Raw genomic sequence first — 23,703 nt, forward strand, 5'->3', positions numbered from 1 at the left:
TCGCTCTCGTGGTGCAGGTCATTATGAGGCCATTCGAATTCGCTCGTCAGCCCATCACGCGAATATGACAACTTCGCGCCGGAGCATCGGTGCGACAAGCTACGCTCCATCTCGCGCAGCGGGCCGCCTGGCTCGGCACGCTGCGGCCAAGTGCTGTGCTGCCGCCGCCTTTCCGGGAGATACGGAAAACGCCGCGCGCCGGCCCCCACTCCTTTATGTCTCAAGAGTTCCGAGGATCTCGATGGTTGGTACTGGCTCGTCGGCTTCAGGGCGGCCCCCCTCCGCTCTTATATGGGTGGTCTCCCCTCTGGTACTGGCCGTGTGCACGGTCACGGCGTCCCTCGCCGTGACGCCCGAGGCGCGCGCGCCCGTGGCCTGGTGCGGGGCCGCGGCCACGATCGCCGTGGCACTGGCCGCCGCCGAGGCGGCCCGCCGGGGACGGGTGATCGCCGGGCTGCGCCGGCGCCACGCCGAGCGGGAGGCCCTCCTGCAGCACCGGCTCGACCAGCACGACGCGGAGACCTGGCGCTTCGCCCGCGATGTGATGCCCGAGGCGCTCAAGCTGATGCGCCACGGTGCCCCCACCGACCAGGTCCTGCGGGTCACCATCCCCGTCCACGAGCTGGAGCCGGGCTTCGCCGCGGCGCACCGCTCGGTGGTGCGGTCCGTGATCGAAGCCGTCCAGGCGGAAGAGGCGCTGCGTGACGCCGCCCACCGCGCGTTCGTCAACATCGCCCGCCGCATGCAGGCCATCGTTCACCAACAGGCCTACGACATCCGGGAGATGGAGCACAAGCACGGCAACAACCCGGACGTCTTCGGCGACCTGCTGCACCTGGACCACGGCAACGCCCTGACCGGCCGGCTCGCGGACAGCATCGCGGTGCTCGGCGGCTCGCGCCCGGGCCGTCAGTGGCGGTCCGAGATCCCGCTCTACAACGTGCTGCGCGGCGCGATGTCGCGCATCCTCGAATACCGTCGCGTGGACCTGCACTCGGTGGCGGACGTGGCCGTCGTCGGCCCCGCCGTCGAGCCCGTGATCCACGCGCTGGCCGAGCTGCTGGACAACGCCACCCGCTACTCCCCGCCGCAGACCCGGGTGCACCTGACCGCCGTGGACATCCAGTCCGGCATCGCGGTGGAGATCGAGGACGCGGGCGTCGGCCTGACCGACGAGGCCCGCCGCCGTACCGACCGGGTGCTGTCCAAGGAGGGCGGCCTCGACCTGGACGACCTCGGCGAGTCCCCGCGGCTGGGCCTGGCGGTGGTCAGCCGGCTCGCCAACGCCCACGACTTCATCGTCTCGCTGCGGCCCTCGGCGTACGGCGGCGTCCGCGCGGTGCTGGTCATCCCCCCGAACCTGATCACCGCGAGCCGGTTCCCCGGCGGCGACATCGCCCGCGCGCCCAAGCTTCCGCCGTACAAGAAGAAGCGGCGGCCCGGCTCCGGCTCCATCCCCGCCCAGCCCTCGGCGGCGCCGATCATGGACAGCCCCGTCCCCCCGCCACTGGGCGACAGTGGACTCCCCCAGCGCCGGCGCCGGCGCGGCCCCGCACCGCTCCCGTTCGGCCGGGGTGCGGCCGAACGCGGCCGCGGCGGACCCGCCCGGCGGACCCCGGCGGCCCCGCCCGCTCCCGAGGAGCAATCCGTACAGCCCGGGCTGTGGCTGGCCGCCTTCACCAGCGGCATCAACGGAGAGCTGCCGCAGGAGCGGAACGGACGGCAGATCAGTGATATCCCGTCAGACAAGGAAGAGTAGCCAAGTGACGCAGCAGCCGCGGTTCAACATGGACTGGATGCTCAAGGACCTGGCCACCAGCGTCCCCCAGACCCGCCATGTGATTGTGCTGTCCTCGGACGGCCTGCGCATGGCCCAGCACGGCACGGACACGGAGGTAGCCGACCGCCTCGCCGCCGCCTGCGCCGGACTGCAGAGCCTGTCCTCGGCCATCGCCTCGGAGTTCCCCCACGGGGACGGGCAGATGCGCCTGGTCGTGATCGAGGTCGACGGCGGATTCTTCTATCTGATGGCCGCCGGGGCCGGGGCCTATCTGGCCGTGCTGGCCGACGACGACGTGGACGCCGGGCTGATGGGCATGAAGATGCGGGATCTGGTGGCCCGTATCGGCTCCCATCTCACGAGCCCGCCCCGGGTCGGTGGGCCGGTGACATGACCGGAGCCGGACCCCACCCCGCGTCCGGTCCGGAGCCACCGGGCAATCCGGACCGGCTGTACATCCTCACCGGTGCCGAGGGCACCGCGGAGGTCAAGAGGGACCTCGACCTGGTGACACTGATCGTCTCCCGCACGGAGTCCGACCCCGGACTGCAGCCGGAGCACGCCGCCGTCGTCAGGATGTGCGACTACCCCCTGTCGGTCGCCGAGATCTCGGCCTACCTGGAGCTGCCGGTCAGCACCCTCTCCCCGCTCCTCACCGAGCTGCTCACCGGCGGGCAGGTCGAGGCCCGGCCGCCGGTACCGGCGGCCGCGCTGCCCGATGTTCGACTGCTTGAGGCGGTGATGCATGGACTACAAAAGCTCTGACGGCTACGCCGGACCGCGGACCGAGGACATCCTCCCGGCCTCCGCCACCGCGGCCGTGAAGGTCGTGATCGTCGGAGGCTTCGGGGTCGGCAAGACGACCCTGGTCGGCGCGGTGAGCGAGATCCGCCCACTGACGACCGAGGAGACGATGACCCAGGCCGGCGTCGGGGTGGACGACCTGGCCGGGATCGAACAGAAGACCGAGACCACGGTCGCCATGGACTTCGGCCGGATCAGCATCAACGACCAACTGGTGCTGTACCTGTTCGGCACACCCGGGCAACAGCGCTTCTGGTTCCTGTGGAACGGCCTCTTCGAGGGCGCGCTGGGTGCCGTGGTCCTCCTCGACACCCGCCGGATGGAAGTCAGCTACGACGTGATCGGCCGCCTGGAGGAACGCGGCGTCCCCTTCGTCGTCGGCGTCAACGCCTTCCCCGGCGCCCCCAGATACCCCATGTCGGAACTGCGCACCGCCATGGACCTGGACGACTCCGTCCCCATGGTCGACTGCGACGCCCGCGACCGCGCCTCCTGCCGCGACACCCTGATGGCCCTGATGCGCTATCTGTACACCCTCACTACCGTCCCCACGGAGTCACAGTGACCGACACGTCTGAACACTCGCGCACCGAAGCCCTTTCGACGCCGCCGCCCCAGTGTCCGGCGAGCAAGCTGGGCATGAGCCCGGGCCCGGGAGACAGGACCCGGTTGTACGGGCCGGAGGCGGAGAAGGACCCGTTCGGACTGTACGAGCGGCTGCGCGAGGAGCATGGGCCTGTAGCTCCCATTCTGCTCCATGGTGACCTTCCCGCCTGGTTGGTGCTGGGGTACCGGGAGACCCTCGACGTGACGCGAACGCCTTCACGATTCTCGCGGGACTCCCGACTGTGGGCCGATATGCGCGAGGGCCGGGTCCCCCCCGATCACCCACTGACGCCTGTCACCACCTGGCAGCCGATCTGCACTTTCGCCGATGGCGAGCAGCATGAGCGATGGCGTGGGGCCGTCAACGACAGCATCGCCCGCTTCGACAAGCGGGGCATCCGCCGCCATGTCGCAGACTGTGCCAATCAGCTGGTCGACCGCTTCTGCACCACGGGGCATGCCGACCTCGTGAGTCAGTTCGCGGAGCACCTGCCGATGATGGCCATGACCCAGCTGCTCGGCATGCCCGAGGAGTACAGCCCCCAGTTGGTGAATGCCGCCCGCGACATGCTCAGGGGCACCGAGACGGCGGTGGCGAGCAATGAATTCCTCCAGGAGACGCTGCGCAAGCTCGTGGCGCGGAAGCACGCACAGCCCGGAGCCGACTTCACCACCTGGCTGCTGGAACATCCCTCCGGCCTTTCGGACGACGAGGTGCAGCAGCACCTGCGACTCGTCCTGATCGCCGCTTTCGAATCCACTGCGAACGTCATCGCGAACACTCTGAAGATGGTGCTCACCGACGTCCGCTTCCGGGCTTCCCTTGCGGGCGGGCACATGACGTTGCCCGACGCAGTCGAACAAGTCCTTTGGGACGAGCCTCCGTTCATCACCATCCTGGGCCGCTGGGCCGCTCAGGACACGGAGCTCGGCGGACAGCAGATCAAGTCGGGCGACGCACTGGTGCTGGGGCTCGCCGCCGCCAATGTGGACAAGGCGATCCGACCCGACCTGGACGCACCCATCCACGGCAATCGCTCCCACCTGGCCTTCAGTGGCGGAGCACACGAATGCCCCGGTCAAGACGTGGGCCGGGCTATCGCAGGCACGGGCATCGACGCCCTGCTGCTACGACTGCCCGATCTCAACCTCGCCTGTGAGGAGTACGAGCTCACCTACCGTTCGACGATGATGACTCGCCATCTGAGCGAACTGCCGGTGAAATTCAAGGCGCACCAGCCCCATTTGTCGGAGCTGACCGCCTGCGAGTCCACCCCGGCACAGTCGGGTGCTCCGGTGCAGTCGGCAGCCTCCCCGGCAACGCCTGTCAGGGAGCCCCTGGCCACGCGTTCCTCGTGGTGGCGGTCGGTCCGGAAGTGGCTGCGCCGCCGCTAGGGGGCGGGTCCGCCCACTTCCGGCACAGGCCGGATCTCGCTCATGCGTGGTGACTCAGGTGAACGACCGGGGCATGCCCGACACTGTGATCAGCGCGCATGAGGGAGGCACGTGATGACGGTACGGACCCCGGCAAGACAGCCAGGGCGACCACTCGCCTCGCCCTGGCCACGGGCCTGTATGGCCGTCGGCGCCGGGGCCGTGCCTGCGTTGGCCTTCCCCGCGCCCTCGTTGTGGTGGCTAGCCTGGGTCGCCTTGGTGCCCTGGCTGCTGCTCGTCCGGTCAGCCCGTACGGGTCGGCGGGCCGCGCTCGATGGCTGGCTCGGTGGGGCCGGGTTCCTGTTTGCTCTGCATCATTGGCTGCTGCCTAGTCTGCATGTGTTCATTCTGGTGCTGGCCGCGCTGCTGGGGCTGTTGTGGGCGCCCTGGGGGTTGCTCGTGCATCGGCTGTTGGGGGGCGTCCCGGGGGCCGGGCGGGTCGTGGTGGCGCTGTTCGTGGTGCCGGCCGGGTGGTTGTTGGTGGAACTGGTGCGGTCCTGGGAGTACTTGGGTGGGCCCTGGGGGCTGCTCGGGGCCAGTCAGTGGCAGGTCGCTCCCGCGTTGCGCGTCGCCTCCGTCGGAGGGGTGTGGCTGGTCGGGTTTCTGATCGTCGCCTTCAATACCGGGCTTGCCGCGGTGATTTCGGCGCCTCGGGCCCGTGCCGCCGCATTCGGTGGCTTGCTGGCCTGCGCCCTCGCCGTGGGTGGCATCTGGGTGTGGGCGCCCTTGCCTCAGTACGCCGGTACGGTGCGGGTCGCGATCGTCCAGCCCGGGGTCATCGGCGGCAAGGGCAGCGTGCAGCGGCGCTTCGATCGTGAGGAGGAGCTCACGCGCTCCCTGGCCGGGCAGCGCGTAGACCTGGTCGTGTGGGGCGAGAGCAGCATCGGTCAGGACCTGCAGAACCGCCCCGACCTGCGCGACCGGCTCACCGCGCTCTCCCGGGCGGTCCGCGCCGACGTGCTGGTCAACGTCGACGCCCGGCGCTCGGACCAGCCGGGGATCTTCAAGAGCTCCGTCCTCATCGGTCCGGACGGTCCCACCGGGGACCGTTACGACAAGATGCGGCTGGTGCCGTTCGGGGAGTACGTTCCGGCGCGTTCGCTGCTCGGCTGGGCGACGTCCGTGGGCAAGGCGGCCGACGAGGACCGGCGTCGCGGTGACACGCAGGTGGTGATGCGGCTGCCGGAGACCAGCGGTCGCGGTCTGCGGGTCGGGCCGCTGGTGTGCTTCGAGTCGGCCTTTCCGGACATGAGCCGGCAGCTGGCCCGGGACGGGGCCCAGCTGCTCGTCGCGCAGTCGGCGACGTCCACCTTCCAGGGCAGTTGGGCGCCCGCCCAGCACGCCTCGCTCGCCGCGCTGCGCGCCGCCGAGACCTGGCGGCCCATGGTGCACGCGACGCTCACCGGAGTGAGCACGGTGGCGGACCCGAGCGGCCGTACGGTCGGACGGCCGCTCGGCACGGACAGCAGTGCCGCCGCCGTCTACGACGTCCCGCTGGCCCGGGGCACCAGCCCGTACGTACGGACCGGGGACTGGGCCCTGTACGGTTCGCTGGCGATCCTGGCCGGCTACGGTGCCGTCGAAGGCGTCCGACGGACCGTCAGGAGTCCGCGGCGATCGCGGTGACGATCCGTTCGCACAGCTCGTGGGTGAGCAGCGCGTCCGCCGCGTCCAGCGTCCTGCCCGCCGCCACGGCCTCGAGGAAGGCGTCGACGATCTGCTCGATGCCGCGCTGCCGGGCGACGGACACCCAGTCGCCGCGGCGGCGGACGGTCGGCTGGCCCTTGTGGTCGACGACGTCGGCGAGGTTGAGGACCTGGCGCTTGGTCTCCTGGCCGGAGACCTCCAGGATCTCCTCGGTGGAGCCGCTCATGCGGTTCATGGTGCCGATGGCGGTGAAGCCGTCGCCGGACAGCTGCAGTACGACGTGGTGCGCCAGGCCGTCGCGGACCCTGGCCCGTACGTCGACGTGGTCGACGGTGCCCGGCGTGAGGAAGCGCAGGGTGTCGACGACGTGGATGAAGTCGTCGAGGACGAGCGTGCGCGGGTCCTCGGGAAGGCCCACGCGGTTCTTCTGCATCAGGATCAGCTCGCGCGGGTGATCGGCGCACTGGGCGTACCCGGGGGCGTAGCGGCGGTTGAAGCCGACCATGAGGGAGACCTGCCGCTCCCGGGCCAGGTGGACGAGCCGCTCGCTCTCGGCGAGGTCGTAGGCGAGCGGCTTGTCGACGTAGACCGGGACGCCCGCCTCGAGGAGGCGGGTGACGATCTCGGGGTGTGCGGCGGTGGCGGCGTGCACGAACGCCGCGTCGAGGCCGGCCGCGAGCAGGGAGTCGAGGTCGGTGTGGCGCCGTTCGTCCGGCACGTGGTGGGTGTCGGCGACGCGGTGCAGGGTGGCCGGGGTGCGGGTCTGCAGGTGGACTTCGAGGTCCGGCCGGGTGGTGAGTACGGGCAGATACGCCTTCTGCGCGATGTCTCCGAGGCCGATGCAGCCGATTCTCATTCTGGCCTCCCCTGGGCGCGCCTACTGCTTCCTGCTCAGGCAGCATACGTCTGTACGGGCGGGCGCCAGTCGGCGATGCCGTCGAGGCCGCGGAGCATGAGCCCCGGGGCGAGGCGGCCGGCGGCGCCGAGCGCGGCGTCGCGCAGGACGGCGGGGGCGCCGTTGAGCATCGACGCCCGGCCGGCCCGCGCCGAGCGGCGTACGACGTCCATGGTGCGCGGCAGCCGGTCGTGGGTGTAGGCGGCCAGTGCGGCCGTGGGGTCCTCGCGGGTGGGGGCGAGGTGGTGGGCGAGGACGACCGCGTCCTCGATGGCCTGGTTGCCGCCCTGTCCGAGGCTCGGGGGCATGGCGTGGGCGGCGTCGCCGAGGAGGGCGGTGCGGCCCCGGTGGTAGGCGGGCAGGGCCTGGGCCATGTAGTGGACGTCGTGCCGCAGGACCGCCCCGGGTTCGGCCGCGGCGAGGATGTCGGGGACCGGGTGGTGCCAGCCGCCGAAGCGGCGCAGGAGCTCGGCCTTCTCGTCGGGGGCGCGGTCGCGGGCGGGGGCGGGGGCCGCCGCGTAGGCGTAGACGCGTCCGTCCTTCAGCGGCTGGCTGCCCCAGAGCCGCCCTTCGCCCCAGGTCTCGTGCGGCGCGAAGGGCTGCTCGGGCGCGGGGACGACCACGCGCCAGGTGGTGAATCCGGCGTACGTCGGCCCTGGGTGGGCGGGGAAGAGTGCGCGGCGCACGGCCGAGTTGACGCCGTCCGCGCCGACGACGAGGTCCGCCTCCAACTCCCCGTCCGGGGTGGCGACGCGGGCGGGACGGCCGGCGGCGCCGGGGTCGGCGAGGGTCGCGGGGGTACCGGTGCGGACGGCTCCGTCGGGCAGGTGCGCGGTGAGCAGAGCGGCGAGGGTGGCGCGGTGCAGCAGGACCAGCGGGCCGCCGAAGCGCCGGGCCGCGGCCCGGCTGTCGGTACGGGCCAGCCAGCGGCCGTCCCGCCTGCGCAGTCCGGCGTCGCCCTGCCAGGCGGCCAGCGGGCGGACCTCGTCGCCGAGGCCGATGACGTCCAGGGCGCGCTGGGCGTTGGGGGCGAGGGAGATGCCGGCGCCGACGGGTTCGAGGGTGGCGGCCCGTTCGAGGACGGTGACGTGCCAGCCTCTCAGCCGCAGGGCGACCGCCGCGGTGAGTCCGCCGATTCCGGCACCGATGACGACGGCACGGGGCTGTTCCATGACTCCTCCTCGTCACTACATCTGTAGTGAGAGATTACTACGCCCGTAGTGATGCGGCTAGGTTGGGACCATGACCGCAGCACCACGCAGCGCCCGCACCCCGGGGGCGCCCTCCCGCGCCGAACTGATCGCCGACACCGCCATCGCACTGCTCGCCGAGCGGGGCATGCGGGGCCTGACCCACCGCGCCGTGGACGAGGCGGCCGGACTGCCGCCCGGCTCGACCTCCAACCACGCCCGTACGCGCGCGGCACTGCTGGAACTCGCGGTGCGCCGGCACGCGGTGCGCGAGGCACGAGTGCTGACGCCGACGGAGATGCCGGGCCTCACGGACGGCCCGGAGGCCCTCGCCGATGCAGTCGCCCTGGCCCTGCACTGCATCCTCACCGACCACCGCGAACTGCTCATCGCCCGCTACGAGCTGGCCCTGGAAGCGACCCGGCGGCCGGAGCTGCGGAAGATCTACGACGCCGAGGGGCGTGCCTTCCGCGAACCCCTCGTCGCGCTCATGGCGGCGGCGGGCTCCACCGAGCCGGAGCGGCATGCACTGAGCCTGCTCGCCTGGAGCGAGGGGCTGATGTTCTCGTGCGTCGCCGGGTCGTTCCACGCCGAGGTGCCCACCCGAGCAGAGCTGCGCAATGGTCTCGTCGAACTACTGCGGGGCGCACTGAGGCGATAATGATCCTCACCAAGTGGTTTGTGGCGTCTCAGGGAGGCCAGCGACACCACCCGAGGTGGGGCGCCTCCCTGGAGTCGACGATGGCAGCAGAGCCGGTGCAGCGGCCGCACCCTGCCATCCGATGCTCGCCGCAATGCCGATGAAGGCCTGCCGTTCAGCGGCTGGCATCGCGGAACGTGCCACAGAAACACCGTACGACACACCAACACCACTGGGCTCAAGCCTTACTTACAGACCTGGGGACGGGTCACCGGTGCTTCACGCGCCCCCGATTCACGCTCTGCCTGCGGATATCGCTCCCGCGTCACGGTGGAAGCCGCCTGGGCCGGATCCTCCTGTTTGACCACCTCCAGGTGACCGGTCCGGCTCGGCGAGACGGTGATCACACGTCAGGCCACGCCGAGGCGTCACCAGGTCTTCATGAAAGGCGCAGTCGTCGCGATTGCCCCCGGAGGCAAGATCGTCGACACTCTCATCGAGCACGTGTTGCAGTTGGTCGAGCAAGTCTCGCCCGACCGAGGGGCGCGAAAAAGGAGGTGCATCATCTCTTCCTTCACACTGCCGCAATTCTACAACCCGTTCCCATCCCGCCTGAGCCCTGAACTGATGACGGCTGCTGACGAGTCACTGAGGTGGGCTCAGGATATGGAATTGGTGGCTTCACCATCCGCCCAGGAGCGTTTCGAATCTGCTCTCTATGGAGAGTTCGCGGCCCGCACGTATCCTGATGCCCCCACGGATCGGCTCGTGGTGGCGGCTAAGTGGTGCGCCTGGCTGTTTCTGTTCGACGACCATTTCGATGACTGCTACTTGGGACGCAGTAAATCCGACGCGGAGGCAGTCCTCCCCAACCTGCTTCGATGCCTTGCGAGCCCGGAGATCGAGCCACTGATCCCAGGCAACCCGCTGGAGGCCGCACTGCTGGACCTCTGGCCACAAACAGCAACCAGGATGTCCCCCTCCTGGAGGGGGCGATTCAAACGACACATGCACGACTATCTGATGTCGTACTTCTGGGAGATCTCCAATAGATCCCGGCGGCACACTCCAGACCTCGTCATGTACATCGACATGAGGCGGGACACTGGTGCGACGTGGATCGGCTTCGACCTTATCCCCTACACCGAAGGGCTGGAGGTGCCAACCTGGCTCAACGATAGCCTCCTTCTCCGGACCATGGAACTGGCAGCCATCGACGTGATCTGCATCTCGAACGACATCCTGTCGCACGAAAAGGAAATGGCGCGCGGCGAGGTCAACAACATCGTTCACGTCGCCCAACAACTCACCGGCGGCGAGATCCAACAATCCGTGAACCTCGTCAACGCAATACAGAATTCACGGATTCGATTGTTCCTCGACCACAAAGAGCAGATTCCGGCCTGGTTGGAGGAGTCTGAGGCATCTCCCGCAACACGACAGGCAGTTGAGCGCTACATCGTCGGACTTGAAAGCTGGATCAGGGGAAACCTCGACTGGTCCTTGCGCACCGCTCGCTACCTGAACGTGGAATATGCACCGGGCCACGGCGACCGCGTCAGTTGGGCGGAGAACCTGAGCGGCGTCACCGACGATGCACTACGAGCGCCCGTAGAAGATCGGAAACCAGCCGGTCTCGGCTGGGGTGCCGCGACCACCTGACCACCCCGACCCGAAGGAATGCAACACCGATGCACCATCGAAGGTCATCATCCTACTCTTCGACGCCGAGTTGACGCACAGACTCTCTGCGGTCGCGCTCCCGATATTCGAGGTCGCCGCACGTTCAGCAATCATTTCACCCCCGGCAAGCCCTAGAGATTCCCGAGGGCAAGCACTTCCGTCGCAATCAACTGGTTTCACCCTCCCAGCCTGACCAGCCCCGAAATGAACACCCCGTAGTTGCATGCGATCGCCGGCCTAGGCGCATGCAAGGTTGCCTCCATGGGATGCGGCGATGCGCGATTCGTCGACCTCACCTGGCGAGGTTGGGTATCTTCAACCAGACAACCAACGTCCCTGCGTCAGGCGTTTTAGCCATCACGGCGGGTAAAAGACCGGTTCATGCCTTTCTTCGTTACGCTGAGGAAGGCCTTCGACCTACCAGCATCGCAGCAGCACGACGAAGTCATTTAATTCTGTGGCGTGACCGAACGCCAACCGCGATGATGGCAGCCATGATCACACCCGAACGCATCGAGCAGCCCACCATCGCCGGCGAACGCATCGCTCTCGAGGGCTTTCTCGACTATCAGCGCGCCACCCTCGCCATGAAGTGCGCCGGACTCGACGACAAGAGCCTGCGGGAGGCCTCGGTGCCGCCGTCGGGGCTGACGCTGCTCGGGCTCGTACGGCACATGGCCGATGTCGAACGGCACTGGTTCCGGCGGATACTCACCGGGGAGACGTCGGCCACGCCGATCTTCTACAGCGACGAGGACCTCGACGGGGACTTCCGCACCTCCGAGCAGGACACGGCGGAGGAAGCCTTCACCGCCTGGCAGGCGGAGGTCGCCGCGGCCCGGGAGGCGGCGGGCGGACACTCACTGGACGACCAGAGCGTCGGCACGCGCGCCAACGGCGACCGGGTCGATCTGCGCTGGATCCTGCTCCACATGATCGAGGAGTACGCACGCCACAATGGTCACGCCGACCTCATCCGTGAACGGATCGACGGCGTGACCGGGGATTGACGGGGAATGACCGGGGCGGGATGACCGGGGAGTGACGGTGTGACGGACGGCGCACGGGGGCCGTCCGTGATCCCGTATCACCCCCGCGAGGAATTCCCAACGGGCCGTGGGCCCCAGCAGGGTTGGGCGGGTGCATCGAATGCCCGCAGCGGCCTGCCTGGTGGCGGTGGCGATGTCGGCCGCCACCGGCTGCGTCGCCGTCTCCCCGCATGACGACCGGTCCGTACCGCCCCGCCTCTCCCGTGCCGCGGAGCCCGAGGCCGGGCCCGGCCCTGCCCGTGAGTCCCTGGTCACCACCGGGGACGGCCCGGAGCGTGGCAGGGCGTCGCTCGGGCGGTCCACGGATCCGCCCCTGCTCCTGACCGGTGACCCGCCCTGGGGCCCTTCGTGGGAACCGGGCCGGGAGCCGGTGTGGGGTACGGGCGAGGGCCCGGGAGGAGAACCGTCCCGGGACGCCGGGTGGGGGCCCTCCTGGCGGCCGTCATGGAGGCCGTCGTGGAATCGGGGGCAGGGCACGCCTGATTCGCCCCGTCCCGCCGCTCCCGGCGAGCGGGAGCGCGCGGAGCCGCCGCGGACGGCAGAACGCCCCGCGGGCGGCGACCGTTCCGCCGAACCGCCCGCCTCGACACCCGCCGCCCGGGAGGCGCATGAGGCGCCGGCCCCGCCCGCCCGCCGGCACGAGGAGTCCCACGGCCGGTCGGGCCACGAGTCGCACCACGAGGCCCCGGCCCCCGCGCCGGCCGCGCCCGCGCCACCGCGGGGCCGCGGCGGCAACGGCGTCTGCGCGATGGGCGACACCTACGGCAAGTGGCAGAAGGGCGGCGACGCCTCGCGGATCTGCCGTCAGGTGTACGGCAACTGACCGCGTCGGCCCCACCCCGGGCGGGCGGTCAGGTCGGACTGCCCGCCCGGAACCATCAGATGGCTCAGACCGCTCAGACCGCGAGGTCCGGGATGCGCCAGTCGATCGGCTCGTGGCCCTGGGCCGCGATGGCCTCGTTGATCTGGCTGAAGGGGCGGCTGCCGAAGAACTTCTTCGCCGACAGGGGCGAGGGGTGGGCGCCCTTGACGACGATGTGCCGCTCCTCGTCGATGAGCGGCAGCTTCTTCTGGGCGTAGTTGCCCCACAGCACGAAGACGGCCGGGTCGGGCCGGGAGGCCACGGCGCGGATGACCGCGTCGGTGAACTTCTCCCAGCCCTTGCCCTTGTGGGAGTTGGGCTCGCCGCCGCGCACCGTCAGGACGGCGTTGAGCAGCAGGACGCCCTGCTCGGCCCACGGCTGGAGGTAGCCGTTGTCCGGGACGTCGTAGCCGAGCTCCTCCCGCATCTCCTTGTAGATGTTGCGCAGCGAGGGCGGCGTCTTGACACCGGGGCGCACGGAGAAGGACAGGCCGTGGCCCTGGCCCGCCCCGTGGTACGGGTCCTGGCCGAGGATGAGGACCTTGACCCGGTCGAACGGAGTGGCGTCCAGGGCGGCGAACACCTCGCCGCGCGGCGGGTACACCGGCGCCTTCGTCCGCTCCTCCTCGACGAAGGCGGTGAGGTCCTTGAAGTAGGGCTTGTCCAGCTCCTCGCCGAGGACTCCGTGCCAGGACTCGGGCAGCACGTCGGTGACACTCACGTCGACAACCTCCGGTGGTTCGTTCCGTTCTCGCGTGAGAACTTACCCGCCACCACTGACAACGCCGTCCGCCCGGCCGCCGGGGACCCTGCGGGCCCCGGCGGCCGGGGGCGTCGTACCCCGTCAGACCCCGTCAGATCCCGTCAGACCCCCGCGTTGAGGAAGAGCCCGCCGTCCACGACCAGGGTCTGGCCCGTGATCCAGCCCGCGGCGTCGGACAGCAGGAACGCCGCCGCGCCGCCGATGTCCTCCGGGACGCCCAGGCGCCCGAGCGGGTAGGAGGCCACGGCCTCCTGCTCGCGGCCTTCGTAGAGGACGGCGGCGAACTGGGTCTTCACCAGGGCCGGGGCGATGGCGTTGACCCGTACGCCCGGCGCCAGCTCGTGGGCGAGCTGCAGGGTGAGGTTGATCATGGCGGCCTTGCTGATGCCGTACGCGCCGACGAAGCGGGACGACCCGAGACCGGCGACGGAGGCGATGTTGACGATCGCGCCGCCGTTCTCCTTCTGCCAGGCCTTGTACGTCTGCTGGGCGAAACCGAGCGCCGAGATGACGTTGGTCTCGAAGACCTTGCGGGCGACGCTCAGCTTGAGGTCGGCGATGGGGCCGAACACCGGGTTGGTGCCGGCGTTGTTGACGAGGTAGTCCACGCGCCCGAAGGCCTCCATGGCGCGCTCGACGGCCACGGCCTGGTGGTCCTCGTCGTGGGCCCTGCCCGCCACACCGATGGCCTGCCGGTCGCCGAGCTTCGCCACGGCCTCCTTGAGGGCGTCCTCGTTGCGGCCGGTGATGACGACGCGGTCGCCGCGGGCCACGAGGGCCTCGGCGATGCCGTAGCCGATGCCCCTGCTGGCGCCGGTGACGAGGGCGACTCTTCCGGTGAGCTCCCGCTCCTGAACGGTCATGTCTGTCCGCCTTTCCGTCAGTTGAGGGGGCCGCCGGCCACGTACAAGACCTGGCCGGAGACGAAGCCGGCCTGCTCGCCGGTGAAGAAGGCGACGGCGTGGGCGATGTCCGCGGGCTCGCCGACGCGCTGCACCGGGATCTGGCTCGCGGCGGCGGTCTTGAAGTCCTCGAAGGTCATGCCCACCCGGGCGGCGGTGGCCGCCGTCATGTCGGTGGCGATGAAACCGGGCGCGACGGAGTTGGCGGTGATGCCGAACTTGCCGAGCTCCTTGGCGAGGGTCTTGGTGAAGCCCTGGATCCCGGCCTTGGCGGCCGCGTAGTTGGCCTGGCCACGGTTGCCGAGGGCCGAGCTGCTGGAGAGGTTGACGATCCGGCCGAAGCCGGCGTCCACCATGTGCTTCTGGCAGGCGCGCGACATCAGGAACGCACCGCGCAGGTGGACGTTCATGACGGCGTCCCAGTCGCTGTCGCTCATCTTGAACAGCAGGTTGTCGCGCAGCACGCCCGCGTTGTTGACGAGGATGACGGGGGCGCCCAGCTCCGCAGCGACGCGGGCCACGGCGGTGTCCACCTGGGCGGAGTCGGAGACGTCGCAGCCGACGGCGAGGGCCGTGCCGCCCGCCGCCTTGATCGTCTCCACGGTCTCCGCGCAGGCCGCCTCGTCGAGGTCGAGGACGGCGACCGCGCGACCCTCGGCGGCCAGGCGCACGGCGGTCGCGGCGCCGATGCCACGGGCCGCGCCCGTGACCAGGGCTACGCGCTGCTCGGTGGTGGACATGCGGGTTCTCCTCACCTCGAAGGCGGCTCCCCCGCCTTCGAACAGCGGGTGAGCAACCGCTTAGTAACGTCGGACGATCTCCGACGCTAGAAGCACCGCCACCCGCTGTCAACGCCTCGCGGCGCACCGCCTCCCGCGTGGCCCGCCGCTCACCTGACCAGCAGGTCCAGCAGACGCTCGGACTCGCTGTCGGGGTCGACGGTCAGTCCGGTGTGTACGGGCCCGGGCTGGACGATCGTGCTGCGCGGCGCGATCAGCCAGCGGAACCGCCGGCCGGCGTCGTCGCAGGCCGCCTGCCCGGCGCGCTCGCCGCCCGCGCAGACGCCTTCCACGGCGTGCAGAGCCGCGCGTACGCCCGCCACGTCCGCCGTGGGGTCGAGGGCCAGCAGCCGGGCCTCGTCCAGGTGGATGCGGGCGGCGACGTAGGACTTGGCCTGGCAGTAGACGACGACTCCGGCGTTGATCTGCTCCCCGCGCTCGACGCGTGGTACGACGCGCAGCAGCGCGTACTCGAAGACGTCGCGTCCGTTGTGGCGCGTCATTTCCCGGCCTTTCCGTCCAGCCTGACACGCACCCATTCCGGGGCCTGCGAGGGTTTGTCGGCGCTACGCTCGCCAACGGTGATGCGATCGCCGATGGTCGCCGCGCGGTCGAGCAGGACCTCGACGTAGGCGCGGCGCAGGGCGTCCGGGCTGTCGAAGCCGGGCTCGTCCACGAGCCACTCGTCGGGCACGTCGGCGGCGACCTCGGTCAGCAGCTCGGCGGTGATGCGCGGGGCCAGCTCGGCCGCGGCGCCCGCGACGTCCGGGTCGAAGGAGGCGAGCACATGGTCGGAGGCGTCGTACGCCTTGCCGGCCGCGGCCGCCGCGCTCGGCCAGTTGTGGTGCCAGATCATGGTGGCGCCGTGGTCGATGAGCCACAGCCGGCCGTGCCAGACCAGCAGGTTGGGGTTGCGCCAGGAGCGGTCGACGTTGTTGATCAGCGCGTCGAACCAGACCACGCGCCCGGCCTCGGCCGCGTCGGTCTCGAAGGCGAGCGGGTCGAAGCCGAGGGCGCCGGGGAGGAAGTCCATCCCGAGGTTGAGGCCGCCGCTGGCCTTCAGGAGTGCCTGCACCTCGGGGTCCGGTTCGCCGCGGCCGATGACCGGGTCGAGCTGGATGCCGGCCAGTTCCGGCACCCGCAGCCCGAGGCGGCGGGCGAGCTGCCCGCAGATGACCTCGGCCACCAGCGTCTTGCGGCCCTGGCCGGCGCCGGTGAATTTCATGACGTACGTACCGAGATCGTCGGCCTCGACGATCCCGGGAAGCGAGCCGCCCTCACGCAAGGGCGTGACATAGCGGGTCGCCGTGACTTCGGGGAGCATCGCCCCAGGTTACTCGGCCGTTGAACGCCACAGGCGCGCGAACCGTATGGCTCCTCGAACCAGCCGACTCCTGGAACGAACAGCGAGGGATCGATCATGACGCATTCGTCACCCGCCCCGGCCGGAGCGACCCGGCGCACCGTCGTCGCGACGGCCGGGGTCGCCTCTCTGGCCGCCGTGCTCGCCGCGTGCGGAGGTTCCGGGGGTGAGAAGAAGGGCGAAAGCGAGGCCCTGGCCCGGACCGCGGACATTCCGGTGGGCGGCGGGAAGGTGTTCCCGGACCGGAAGGTGGTCGTGACCCAGCCGACGAAGGGGCAGTTCAAGGCGTTCTCGGCGGTCTGCACACACCAGGGGTGCCTGGTGAAGGAGGTGACGAACGGGACCATCGTCTGCCCCTGTCACGGCAGCACGTTCTCCATCGAGGACGGCAGTGTGCGCAAGGACCCGGCGACCAAGCCCCTGCCGCCGGAGCGGATCTCCGTCAGCGGCGACTCCTTGACGCTGGGCTGATTGACGGTGGGCTGACCCCGGGCCGAGCGGCGTACGAGCGGTCCGCCGCACCCGCTCAGCGCTGCCGCCGCCGGTGCCGCCAGTCGCGCAGGAGGGCTTCGGTCGTGGTGACGGTGGCGACGAGCGAGAGGGTGTGGCGGACCATGGCCGCCGTGTACTCGGCGGGCACTCCGGCGATGGCGTCGGAGGGGACGACGGCGGTGTAGCCGAGGTTCACGGCGTCGAAGACGGTGTTCGGGATCGCGACGTTGGCGGAGACGCCCGCGACGATCAGGGTGCGGCAGCCGATGTTGCGCAGCAGGGCGTCCACGCCGGTGCCGGCCAGCGGCGAGAGGCCGTGCAGCCGGCGGACGACCAGGTCGCCGTCGCCGACCGGGACGGGCTCGGCGACGCGGACCGCGAGGGTGCCGGTCAGCTGCTGGACGGGCAGGCGTTCGGCGGCGCGGAAGAGGTGGGCGTTGCGGCTGGCGCCGCGGCCGTCGGGGCGGCGCTCGGCGATGGCGTGCACGACCTGGATGTCCGCCTGGTGCGCGGCGGCGACGAGGCGGGCGACGTTGACCAGCGCTCCGGAGGCGCGGGCGACGGCGGCGAGCTCGGGCAGGGCGCTGTCGGGGCCGACGACGCCGCGCTGGCACTCGACTGTCATCAGCACGGTGGTTGCCGGGTCGAGCCCCTCGGCGGGCTGGTCCTGCGGCGCCATGGTGCTCCCTCGTCGGGTCCGGCACGGGGTGGGGTCCGGGGCGCGTGAGGGTAGCGGGCATTGCGCGGCGGGGGAAGAGGACCCATCCTTTCTGACAGTCAGTCAGCTTCCGGAGGGCGGGTGGTGGACGATGGCCGTCACACAGCGGCGGGGCCGCCGGATCATGATGGATCCGGCGGAGCTGGACGCCTTCCTCACCGCGCAACGCACCTGCCGGGTCGCGACGGCGGGCCGCGACGGGCGGCCGCACGTCAGCGCACTGTGGTTCGTATGGGACGGGCGGGCGCTGTGGCTGTACTCCCTCACCCGCAGCCGGCGCTGGGCCGACGTGCGACGCGATCCGCGCCTCGCGGTCATCGTCGACGACGGCCGGGAGTACGGGGAGCTGCGCGGGGCGGAGCTGTCCGGCACCGCGGAGAGCGTCGGCGAGGCACCCCGCCGGGGCGAGGCGTGCCCCGCCCTGGAAACGCCGGAAAGACTGTTCGCGGCCAAGTACTTCGGCCTGGACGCGATGCCCCACGACGGCCGCCACGCCTGGCTGCGGCTGACGCCGCAGAGCGTGCTCTCGTGGGACTTCCGCAAGCTGCCGGGAGGGTGACGGGGCACGCGGCCTGATGCCGGGCAGGCTCGGGCACGCGCCAGGCACGGCACCCGTCAGGTATGGGCCGGCGCTGGGCACGGCACCCGTTGGGCCCGGGCCACCGCTAGGCGCCGACGGCCGCGCCGGCCGCTCGGAGGGCCTCGACCGCCGCGCGGATCGAGGGCCTGCGGTCGGCGTCCGCGCGCCAGATCGCGAAGACGTGACGGCACATCGTCGGTTGTACGCGCACCACGCGCACCCCCTCCGGCACCGGACCGCGGCCCAGGCGGGGCGCGACGGCGACGCCCAGGCCCGCGCCGACCAGGGCGAGCTGGGTAGGGTGCTCGTCGGCCTTGTGCGAGATGCGGGGCTCCACACCCTTGCCGCGCAGCGTGAACAGCAGCCAGTCGTGGCAGAACTCGCCCTTGGGCCAGGAGATCCACTCGTCCTCGGCGAAGTCCTCCAGCGCGACCTGCTCCCGGTCCGCGAGCGGGTGGTCGGCCGGGACGGCGACGTCGACGCGGTCGTCGAGCAGCGGGGCCTTGACGAGCTCGTCCGGCACCGGCAGCGGCTTGTTGTACCAGTCGAGGACGATGGCCAGGTCGATGTCGCCGCGCATCACCCGGGGGACGGCCTCGTCCTGCTCCATCTCCTCCAGCCGGACCCGCAGCTGCGGGTGCTCGCCGCGCAGCCCGACGAGCGCCGCCGGGAACAGGCCGCGGGCCGCCGTGGGGAAGGCGCCCAGCAGGAGCTCCCCGACGGCATGGCCGCGCTGGGCCTCCAGGTCGGCCTGGGCCAGCTCCACCTGCGAGAGGATGCGCGAGGCGTGGTCGGCGAGCAGCCGGCCGGCATCGGTGAGGCGCACCCCGCGGCCGTTCTTGGCGAGCAGCTGCTGGCCCGCCTCGCGCTCCAGCTTGGCCAGCTGCTGCGAGACCGCGGACGTCGTCACATGCAGTCCGTCCGCCGCGCCGCTGACGGAGCCATGACGGGCGACGGCATCGAGGGTACGCAGGCGCTCGAGGTTCAACATGTAAGCGATGCTACGCGATGCTGCCCACAATTATTTGCTTGTTCTAATCCGTACGAGACTGCATCGTAGTCACATGAGCACCAGCGCCACACCCAAAACGACATCCGCCCCTTCCGTCACAGACGCCCCTGCCGGTCAGGGGCGTTCGCCGGTCGACTGGCGGATCCGCTTCGGCGCGCTCGCCCTCATCTGGGGCTTCAGCTTTCTGTTCATCAAGCTCGGCACCGACGGCTACGCCCCGGCGTACGTCTCCTTCGGCCGGATGCTCTTCGGCACGGCAGTGCTCGCCGTGGCGATGGCGGTCAAGCGGCAGCGGCTGCCGCGCTCCCCGCGCACCTGGGCCCACCTGACCGTGGCGGCCTTCCTCCTCAACTCCCTGCCGTTCACGCTCTTCGCCTACTCCGAGCTGACGATCCCCTCCACCCTGGCCGGCATCTGCAACGCCACGACCCCGCTGTGGGGCATGGTGCTCTCCCTCGTGGCACTGTCCGAGGACCGCCCCACCCGGCGCCGCTTCGCCGGGCTCGGCCTCGGCTTCGCCGGCGTGCTCATCGTGCTCGGCGCCTGGCAGGGCTTCTCGGGCCAGGACACCGCGGGCACGGTCATGGCGCTCATCGCCTCCGCCAGCTACGCCGTCGGCTGGATCTACGTCCGGCGCACACTGTCCGGCACGGGCGAATCCAATCTGTCGCTGTCCGGCGCCCAGCTGCTCGTCGGCACCGTCCAGCTGGCGCTCGCCGCCCCGGTGTTCAGTCCCCTGCCGACCTCCTTCCCCGTGCTGCCGCTGCTGGCCGTCGTCGCGCTCGGCGCGCTGGGCACCGGCTTCGCCTTCCTCATCCAGTACGGCCTGGTCGCCGAGGTCGGGCCGACGACCGCCACCCTGACGACCTACTTCATCCCGGTCGTCGCGACCGGGGCCGGCGTGGTCCTCCTGGGCGAGGACCTCACCTGGAACACCCCGGTCGGCGCCCTGATCGTGCTGGCCGGCGCGGCCCTCACCCAGAGCAGCGCGAGCGCCCCCGCCAAGACCGTCCGCTCCCGGACCCTCCGGACGGGCACGAGCGCGACGGACAAGGCAGACGGGACGGACGGGACAGGCGGGCCGGGCGAGACCGGCGCGGACCGGACCGGGTCGGCTCCAGCCGCCACGGACCCGGTCGGCGCCGCCCGGACCCCGGCGGCCCGGGCCGAGTCCGCCCAGTCGTAGCGCCCCGCCGGGGTCAGTCGTAGCGCCCCGCCGGCACCGGTACGGTCGCGGCCGCCAGGGCGTCCGCGACCTTCCCTATCTCGTCCATCGTCACGCCGGAGACGGTCAGACGAACTCCGGGCGGCGAGGCCACCCGGAAGCGCGCGCCCGGCGCCACCGCCCACCCCGCCTGCAGCAGCCGCGTCACCGCCCCCGTCTCGTCGGGCACGGGCAGCCACACATTCATCCCGCTGCGCCCGTGCGCCTCGATCCCCCGCTCCCGCAGGGCCCGCACGAGGGCGTCCCGGCGCCGCCCGTACGCACGCGCCACCGCGACGGCGTCCACGGCCCCAGTGCGCCATAGGTGCAGCACGGCGTCCTGCAGCACATGGCTCACCCACCCGTGCCCCAGCCGCTGGCGCCCGCGCACCCGGTCCACGGTCACGGCGTCGCCCGTCAGCATCGCGAGCCGCAGGTCGGGGCCGTACGCCTTGGCGACGGAACGCACCAGCGCCCAGTGAGCGGTGACGCCGGCCAGCGGGTGCAGCGGAAGGTCGACGATGCCATGGCCGTGGTCGTCCTCGATGAGCAGCACATGGGAGTGGCGCGCGAGGACGGCCCGCAGCTCGCGGGCGCGCGCCTCGCCGACGGCCGCTCCCGTGGGGTTCTGCGCCCGGTCGGTGACGACCAGGGCCCTGGCTCCCTCCCGCAGCGCCCGCTCGGTGTCCTCGGGCAGGGGACCGTCGTCGTCGACCGCGACGGGGACCACCCGCAGGCCGAGCGCGGGCACGAGGTCCAGAAGACTGCCCCAGCCCGGATCCTCCACCGCCACGGCGTCCCCGGGCCGCAGATGCGCGGTCAGCACCCGCTCGATCCCGTCCAACGCCCCCGATGTGACCGCCACCGGCCCCTCGGGCACGCCGTCCTGCGCGAACATCGCCCGGGCCATGCGCTCGAGCTCCGTGTCGACCGCCGGAGTGCCGTACAGCACCGGATCACGGCGGGCACGCTCCGCGGCCGCCGCGAGCGCCTCGCCCAGCGGGGGCAGCAGCGCCGGATCGGGGTTGCCGGCGGAGACGTCCCGCACCCCCTCCGGCGCCTCCACACGGATCAGTTCGCGCGGCGCAGTGGCCGGGCGCTGCCGCACCCGGCTCCCCCGCCGCCCCGACGTCTCGATCACCCCGCGGTCGCGCAGCGTGCGGTACGCGGCCGCCACGGTGTTGGGATTGACGCCCAGCTCCACCGCCAATTCCCGCATCGGCGGCAGCAATTCGCCCGGCGCGAGCCTGCCGGCCCCCACCGCGCGCTCCACGCTCGCGGAAATGTCCGCTGCGCGACGACCCTCGATCCGATACTCTCCTAGCACAAACATGAGTATGCACTAGTGCAATGGAGAGCGCAATGCCTTCTTCCACGGTCGTCGAGCAGTCCTCCGGGGCCGGTGAGCAGTCCTCCGGCGCCGGGCAGTACGAGCGGACCGAGCGCACGATCCCCACCCGTGGCCGCGACCGGGCCTCCTACGACCGCGAGCGCATCCACGCGATACTCGACGCGGGCTACGTCTGCCATCTCGGCTTCGTCCGCGACGGCGCCCCCGTCGTCCTCCCGACGCTCTACGGGCGGATCGGGGAGCGCCTGTACGTGCACGGTTCGACCGGCTCGCGGCCGCTGCGCGCCGCCGGGCAGGCGGAGGAGCCAGGGCTGCCCGTGTGCATCACGGTCACCCACGTCGACGGCCTCGTCCTGGCCCGCTCCGCCTTCCACCACTCCCTCAACTACCGCTCGGTCGTGGTGCAGGGCACGGCCCGCCGGGTCACCGACGAGGCCGAGCTGACCGCCGCCCTCGACGCGCTGGTGGAGCAGGTCGTGCCGGGCAGGGCGGCGGACTCCCGCCCGGCGTCGCCCAAGGAGCTGGCCGCGACGGCCGTGCTATGCGTCGACCTCACCGAGGTGTCGGCCAAGGCCCGGGTGGGCGGCCCCAGCGACGACGTCGAGGACCTCGCCCTCCCCCACTGGAGCGGCGTCGTCCCCGTGACGACCACGTACGGCGCCCCGGTCCCGGCCGACGACCTCGCCCCCGGCATCCCCGTACCGGCCTACCTCACCGGTCTCTGAGCACGTCCGCCCGCGCGGGGGCCGCCGAGTCGCGCGCCTCCGCACAGGCCAGCACGGCCACCGCGCTCAGCAGAACGGCCGTGCCGACCGCGGTCGCGGCTGTCAGCCGCTCCCCGAGCAGGGCCACCGCGATGACCGCGGCCGTGACCGGCTCCAGCAAGGTGATCACCGTGACCGTCGTGCCCCGCACCGCCGTGAGCCCCGCGAAGAACAACGCGTAGGCCAGCGCGGTCGGCACCGACACCAGGTACCCCAAAAGCCCCAGCGTGCGCCCCAGTTCATGCGTCCGGGGCCACAGCCCCTCGGCCGCGGCAAGCGGCAGCAGGCACAGCGTGCCGACGCCGAACGACGTCAGAGTCGTCGTGAACGGATCCGAGCCCCTGCCCTGGTGGCCGAGAAAACGCGTGTAGAGGGTGATCACCGCATAGCCAGCCGCCGACAGCAGCGCCATGACGACACCCGCCGGCCGCACCGCGCCCCCGCCGTCGCCGCCGAGCATCAGCACCGCCAGGCCGGCGAGCGCGCCGGAGACGGCCAACCTGCCGCCCGTACCGAGCCGCTCGCCCATCAGCACCCTGCCGCCGAGCGCCACCATCACGGGCGCGGCCCCCAGCGTGACGACGGTGCCGACCGCGATGCCCGTCCCGTCGACCGCGGCGAAGTAGGCGGCCTGGAAGACGGCTAGGCCGGCGCCGGTGATCGCGATCCGTGTCACCCGTCGCCGCATCGGCTCCGCCGGGCGCCCTCCGCGCGGGCGGCCCCGCCGCAGAACGCGGACGGCCCAAACGGCCAGCAGGAGGGCGAAACCGCCGGCAGTGCGCCAGAAGCTGAGGGCGAGGGGGCCGAGGCCACTGGCGTCGAAGACGACGGCGGCCACCGGTCCGGAGGTGCCCCACGCCACGGCCGCGAAGGTGACGTAGGCGAGCCCGCGGCGTACGGACAGGCCCGTGGACGAGCGGTCGGCCGGGTCGGTGGCCGGCCCGCCGGAATGGCCGGTGGCCGGCCCGCCGAGGGCCGGGCCCGTCGATGACGACCGACCGGATGACGACGGACCGGATGACGACGGCCCGGTGGTTGAGAGACCGGTGGATGACAGACCGGTGGATGACAGACCGGCCGATGACGACAGACCGGTGGCCGGCTCGCCCGAAGAAGGGCAGGCCGGAAGAGAGGTGTGGTGCACGACTGTTCTCCCGCGGAAGACATGAATGATCGCTTGGTCCG

At 71.4% G+C, this 23,703-nt stretch carries 25 protein-coding genes; 14 read left to right on the forward strand and 11 right to left on the reverse strand.

The annotated features are described in order from the left end of the window. The first annotated feature begins 241 nt into the window (after positions 1-241). The 6 genes from AB0G59_RS11530 to lnt all read left to right on the forward strand — a co-directional run bounded on the left by AB0G59_RS11530 (position 242) and on the right by lnt (position 6,250). On the forward strand, positions 242-1,759 hold the full coding sequence (locus AB0G59_RS11530; protein WP_360910403.1) for an ATP-binding protein: 1,518 nt from the start codon (positions 242-244) through the stop codon (positions 1,757-1,759). Positions 1,760-1,787: 28 nt separating this feature from the next. Next, positions 1,788-2,174, forward strand: a complete 387-nt coding sequence (locus AB0G59_RS11535; RefSeq protein ID WP_071964198.1) for a roadblock/LC7 domain-containing protein — start codon at positions 1,788-1,790, stop codon at positions 2,172-2,174. After that, positions 2,171-2,545, forward strand: coding sequence for a DUF742 domain-containing protein (locus tag AB0G59_RS11540; protein WP_360910405.1), 375 nt, complete (start codon positions 2,171-2,173; stop codon positions 2,543-2,545). The genes AB0G59_RS11535 and AB0G59_RS11540 overlap by 4 nt, the downstream gene beginning before the upstream one ends. Beyond that, complete coding sequence (locus tag AB0G59_RS11545; protein WP_360910407.1) at positions 2,526-3,149, forward strand: ATP/GTP-binding protein; 624 nt, start codon at positions 2,526-2,528, stop codon at positions 3,147-3,149. Before AB0G59_RS11540 ends, AB0G59_RS11545 begins: the two co-directional genes overlap by 20 nt. 74 nt (positions 3,150-3,223) lie before the next feature. Continuing rightward, positions 3,224-4,585, forward strand: a complete 1,362-nt coding sequence (locus AB0G59_RS11550; RefSeq protein WP_360910498.1) for a cytochrome P450 — start codon at positions 3,224-3,226, stop codon at positions 4,583-4,585. 114 nt (positions 4,586-4,699) lie between these two features. Further along, positions 4,700-6,250, forward strand: coding sequence for an apolipoprotein N-acyltransferase (gene lnt / locus AB0G59_RS11555; RefSeq protein WP_360910409.1), 1,551 nt, complete (start codon positions 4,700-4,702; stop codon positions 6,248-6,250). Here lnt and AB0G59_RS11560 read toward each other — a convergent pair. After that, on the reverse strand, positions 6,225-7,127 hold the full coding sequence (locus AB0G59_RS11560) for a Gfo/Idh/MocA family oxidoreductase (RefSeq protein WP_360910411.1): 903 nt from the start codon (positions 7,125-7,127) through the stop codon (positions 6,225-6,227). The genes lnt and AB0G59_RS11560 overlap by 26 nt on opposite strands. Before the next feature lie 35 nt (positions 7,128-7,162). Beyond that, positions 7,163-8,338, reverse strand: coding sequence for an FAD-dependent monooxygenase (locus AB0G59_RS11565; protein WP_360910413.1), 1,176 nt, complete (start codon positions 8,336-8,338; stop codon positions 7,163-7,165). A gap of 70 nt (positions 8,339-8,408) precedes the next feature. On the opposite strand from AB0G59_RS11565, the gene AB0G59_RS11570 reads away from it, so the two are divergent. The 4 genes from AB0G59_RS11570 (at position 8,409) to AB0G59_RS11585 (ending at position 12,551) form a co-directional block, all read left to right on the forward strand. Then, positions 8,409-9,017, forward strand: a complete 609-nt coding sequence (locus tag AB0G59_RS11570) for a TetR/AcrR family transcriptional regulator (protein ID WP_360910415.1) — start codon at positions 8,409-8,411, stop codon at positions 9,015-9,017. A 420-nt stretch (positions 9,018-9,437) separates the two neighbouring features. After that, positions 9,438-10,658 carry a hypothetical protein gene (locus tag AB0G59_RS11575; RefSeq protein ID WP_360910417.1) on the forward strand — a complete coding sequence of 407 codons (1,221 nt, stop codon included), beginning with the start codon at positions 9,438-9,440 and terminating at the stop codon, positions 10,656-10,658. A gap of 515 nt (positions 10,659-11,173) precedes the next feature. Then, positions 11,174-11,689, forward strand: a complete 516-nt coding sequence (locus tag AB0G59_RS11580; RefSeq protein ID WP_360910419.1) for a DinB family protein — start codon at positions 11,174-11,176, stop codon at positions 11,687-11,689. Positions 11,690-11,828: 139 nt separating this feature from the next. Next, positions 11,829-12,551 (forward strand): hypothetical protein, encoded by a 723-nt coding sequence (locus AB0G59_RS11585; protein ID WP_360910421.1) that lies wholly within the window; start codon positions 11,829-11,831, stop codon positions 12,549-12,551. A 73-nt stretch (positions 12,552-12,624) separates the two neighbouring features. On the opposite strand, the gene AB0G59_RS11590 is transcribed toward AB0G59_RS11585, so the two are convergent. From AB0G59_RS11590 to AB0G59_RS11610, 5 genes are all read right to left on the reverse strand, one after another. Next, positions 12,625-13,311 (reverse strand): uracil-DNA glycosylase, encoded by a 687-nt coding sequence (locus tag AB0G59_RS11590; protein ID WP_071964173.1) that lies wholly within the window; start codon positions 13,309-13,311, stop codon positions 12,625-12,627. A 143-nt stretch (positions 13,312-13,454) separates the two neighbouring features. Continuing rightward, complete coding sequence (locus AB0G59_RS11595) at positions 13,455-14,216, reverse strand: SDR family oxidoreductase (protein ID WP_071964172.1); 762 nt, start codon at positions 14,214-14,216, stop codon at positions 13,455-13,457. A 17-nt stretch (positions 14,217-14,233) separates the two neighbouring features. Continuing rightward, the gene (fabG, locus tag AB0G59_RS11600; RefSeq protein ID WP_360910424.1) at positions 14,234-14,995 is read right to left on the reverse strand and encodes a 3-oxoacyl-ACP reductase FabG; all 762 of its coding nucleotides are present in this window, start codon (positions 14,993-14,995) and stop codon (positions 14,234-14,236) included. Positions 14,996-15,144: 149 nt separating this feature from the next. Beyond that, complete coding sequence (locus tag AB0G59_RS11605) at positions 15,145-15,537, reverse strand: DUF3037 domain-containing protein (RefSeq protein ID WP_360910427.1); 393 nt, start codon at positions 15,535-15,537, stop codon at positions 15,145-15,147. Next, positions 15,534-16,358, reverse strand: a complete 825-nt coding sequence (locus AB0G59_RS11610; RefSeq protein ID WP_360910429.1) for a HipA family kinase — start codon at positions 16,356-16,358, stop codon at positions 15,534-15,536. The genes AB0G59_RS11605 and AB0G59_RS11610 overlap by 4 nt, the downstream gene beginning before the upstream one ends. 96 nt (positions 16,359-16,454) lie before the next feature. On the opposite strand from AB0G59_RS11610, the gene AB0G59_RS11615 reads away from it, so the two are divergent. Further along, positions 16,455-16,868 carry a Rieske (2Fe-2S) protein gene (locus AB0G59_RS11615; RefSeq protein WP_360910431.1) on the forward strand — a complete coding sequence of 138 codons (414 nt, stop codon included), beginning with the start codon at positions 16,455-16,457 and terminating at the stop codon, positions 16,866-16,868. A gap of 55 nt (positions 16,869-16,923) precedes the next feature. On the opposite strand, the gene AB0G59_RS11620 is transcribed toward AB0G59_RS11615, so the two are convergent. Further along, positions 16,924-17,568 (reverse strand): cysteine hydrolase, encoded by a 645-nt coding sequence (locus AB0G59_RS11620; protein WP_360910433.1) that lies wholly within the window; start codon positions 17,566-17,568, stop codon positions 16,924-16,926. A 130-nt stretch (positions 17,569-17,698) separates the two neighbouring features. Here AB0G59_RS11620 and AB0G59_RS11625 point away from each other — a divergent pair, with 130 nt between their 5' ends. Continuing rightward, positions 17,699-18,166, forward strand: a complete 468-nt coding sequence (locus AB0G59_RS11625; RefSeq protein ID WP_360910435.1) for a pyridoxamine 5'-phosphate oxidase family protein — start codon at positions 17,699-17,701, stop codon at positions 18,164-18,166. Positions 18,167-18,272: 106 nt separating this feature from the next. Here the strand turns inward: AB0G59_RS11625 and AB0G59_RS11630 are convergent, their stop codons facing one another. Then, positions 18,273-19,178, reverse strand: coding sequence for a LysR substrate-binding domain-containing protein (locus tag AB0G59_RS11630; protein WP_360910437.1), 906 nt, complete (start codon positions 19,176-19,178; stop codon positions 18,273-18,275). Positions 19,179-19,251: 73 nt separating this feature from the next. Here AB0G59_RS11630 and AB0G59_RS11635 point away from each other — a divergent pair, with 73 nt between their 5' ends. Further along, the gene (locus tag AB0G59_RS11635; RefSeq protein WP_360910439.1) at positions 19,252-20,385 is read left to right on the forward strand and encodes a DMT family transporter; all 1,134 of its coding nucleotides are present in this window, start codon (positions 19,252-19,254) and stop codon (positions 20,383-20,385) included. 13 nt (positions 20,386-20,398) lie between these two features. Here AB0G59_RS11635 and AB0G59_RS11640 read toward each other — a convergent pair whose 3' ends face one another. After that, on the reverse strand, positions 20,399-21,730 hold the full coding sequence (locus AB0G59_RS11640; RefSeq protein ID WP_360910441.1) for an aminotransferase class I/II-fold pyridoxal phosphate-dependent enzyme: 1,332 nt from the start codon (positions 21,728-21,730) through the stop codon (positions 20,399-20,401). Positions 21,731-21,765: 35 nt separating this feature from the next. Between AB0G59_RS11640 and AB0G59_RS11645 the strand changes: the two genes are divergently transcribed. After that, positions 21,766-22,479, forward strand: a complete 714-nt coding sequence (locus AB0G59_RS11645; RefSeq protein WP_360910443.1) for a pyridoxamine 5'-phosphate oxidase family protein — start codon at positions 21,766-21,768, stop codon at positions 22,477-22,479. Here the strand turns inward: AB0G59_RS11645 and AB0G59_RS11650 are convergent. Further along, positions 22,466-23,380, reverse strand: coding sequence for an EamA family transporter (locus tag AB0G59_RS11650; protein ID WP_360910445.1), 915 nt, complete (start codon positions 23,378-23,380; stop codon positions 22,466-22,468). The genes AB0G59_RS11645 and AB0G59_RS11650 overlap by 14 nt on opposite strands. Positions 23,381-23,703: the final 323 nt, after the last annotated feature.

It is taken from the genome of Streptomyces sp. NPDC021096, assembly GCF_040641275.1.
Taxonomy (GTDB): Bacteria; Actinomycetota; Actinomycetes; order Streptomycetales; family Streptomycetaceae; genus Streptomyces.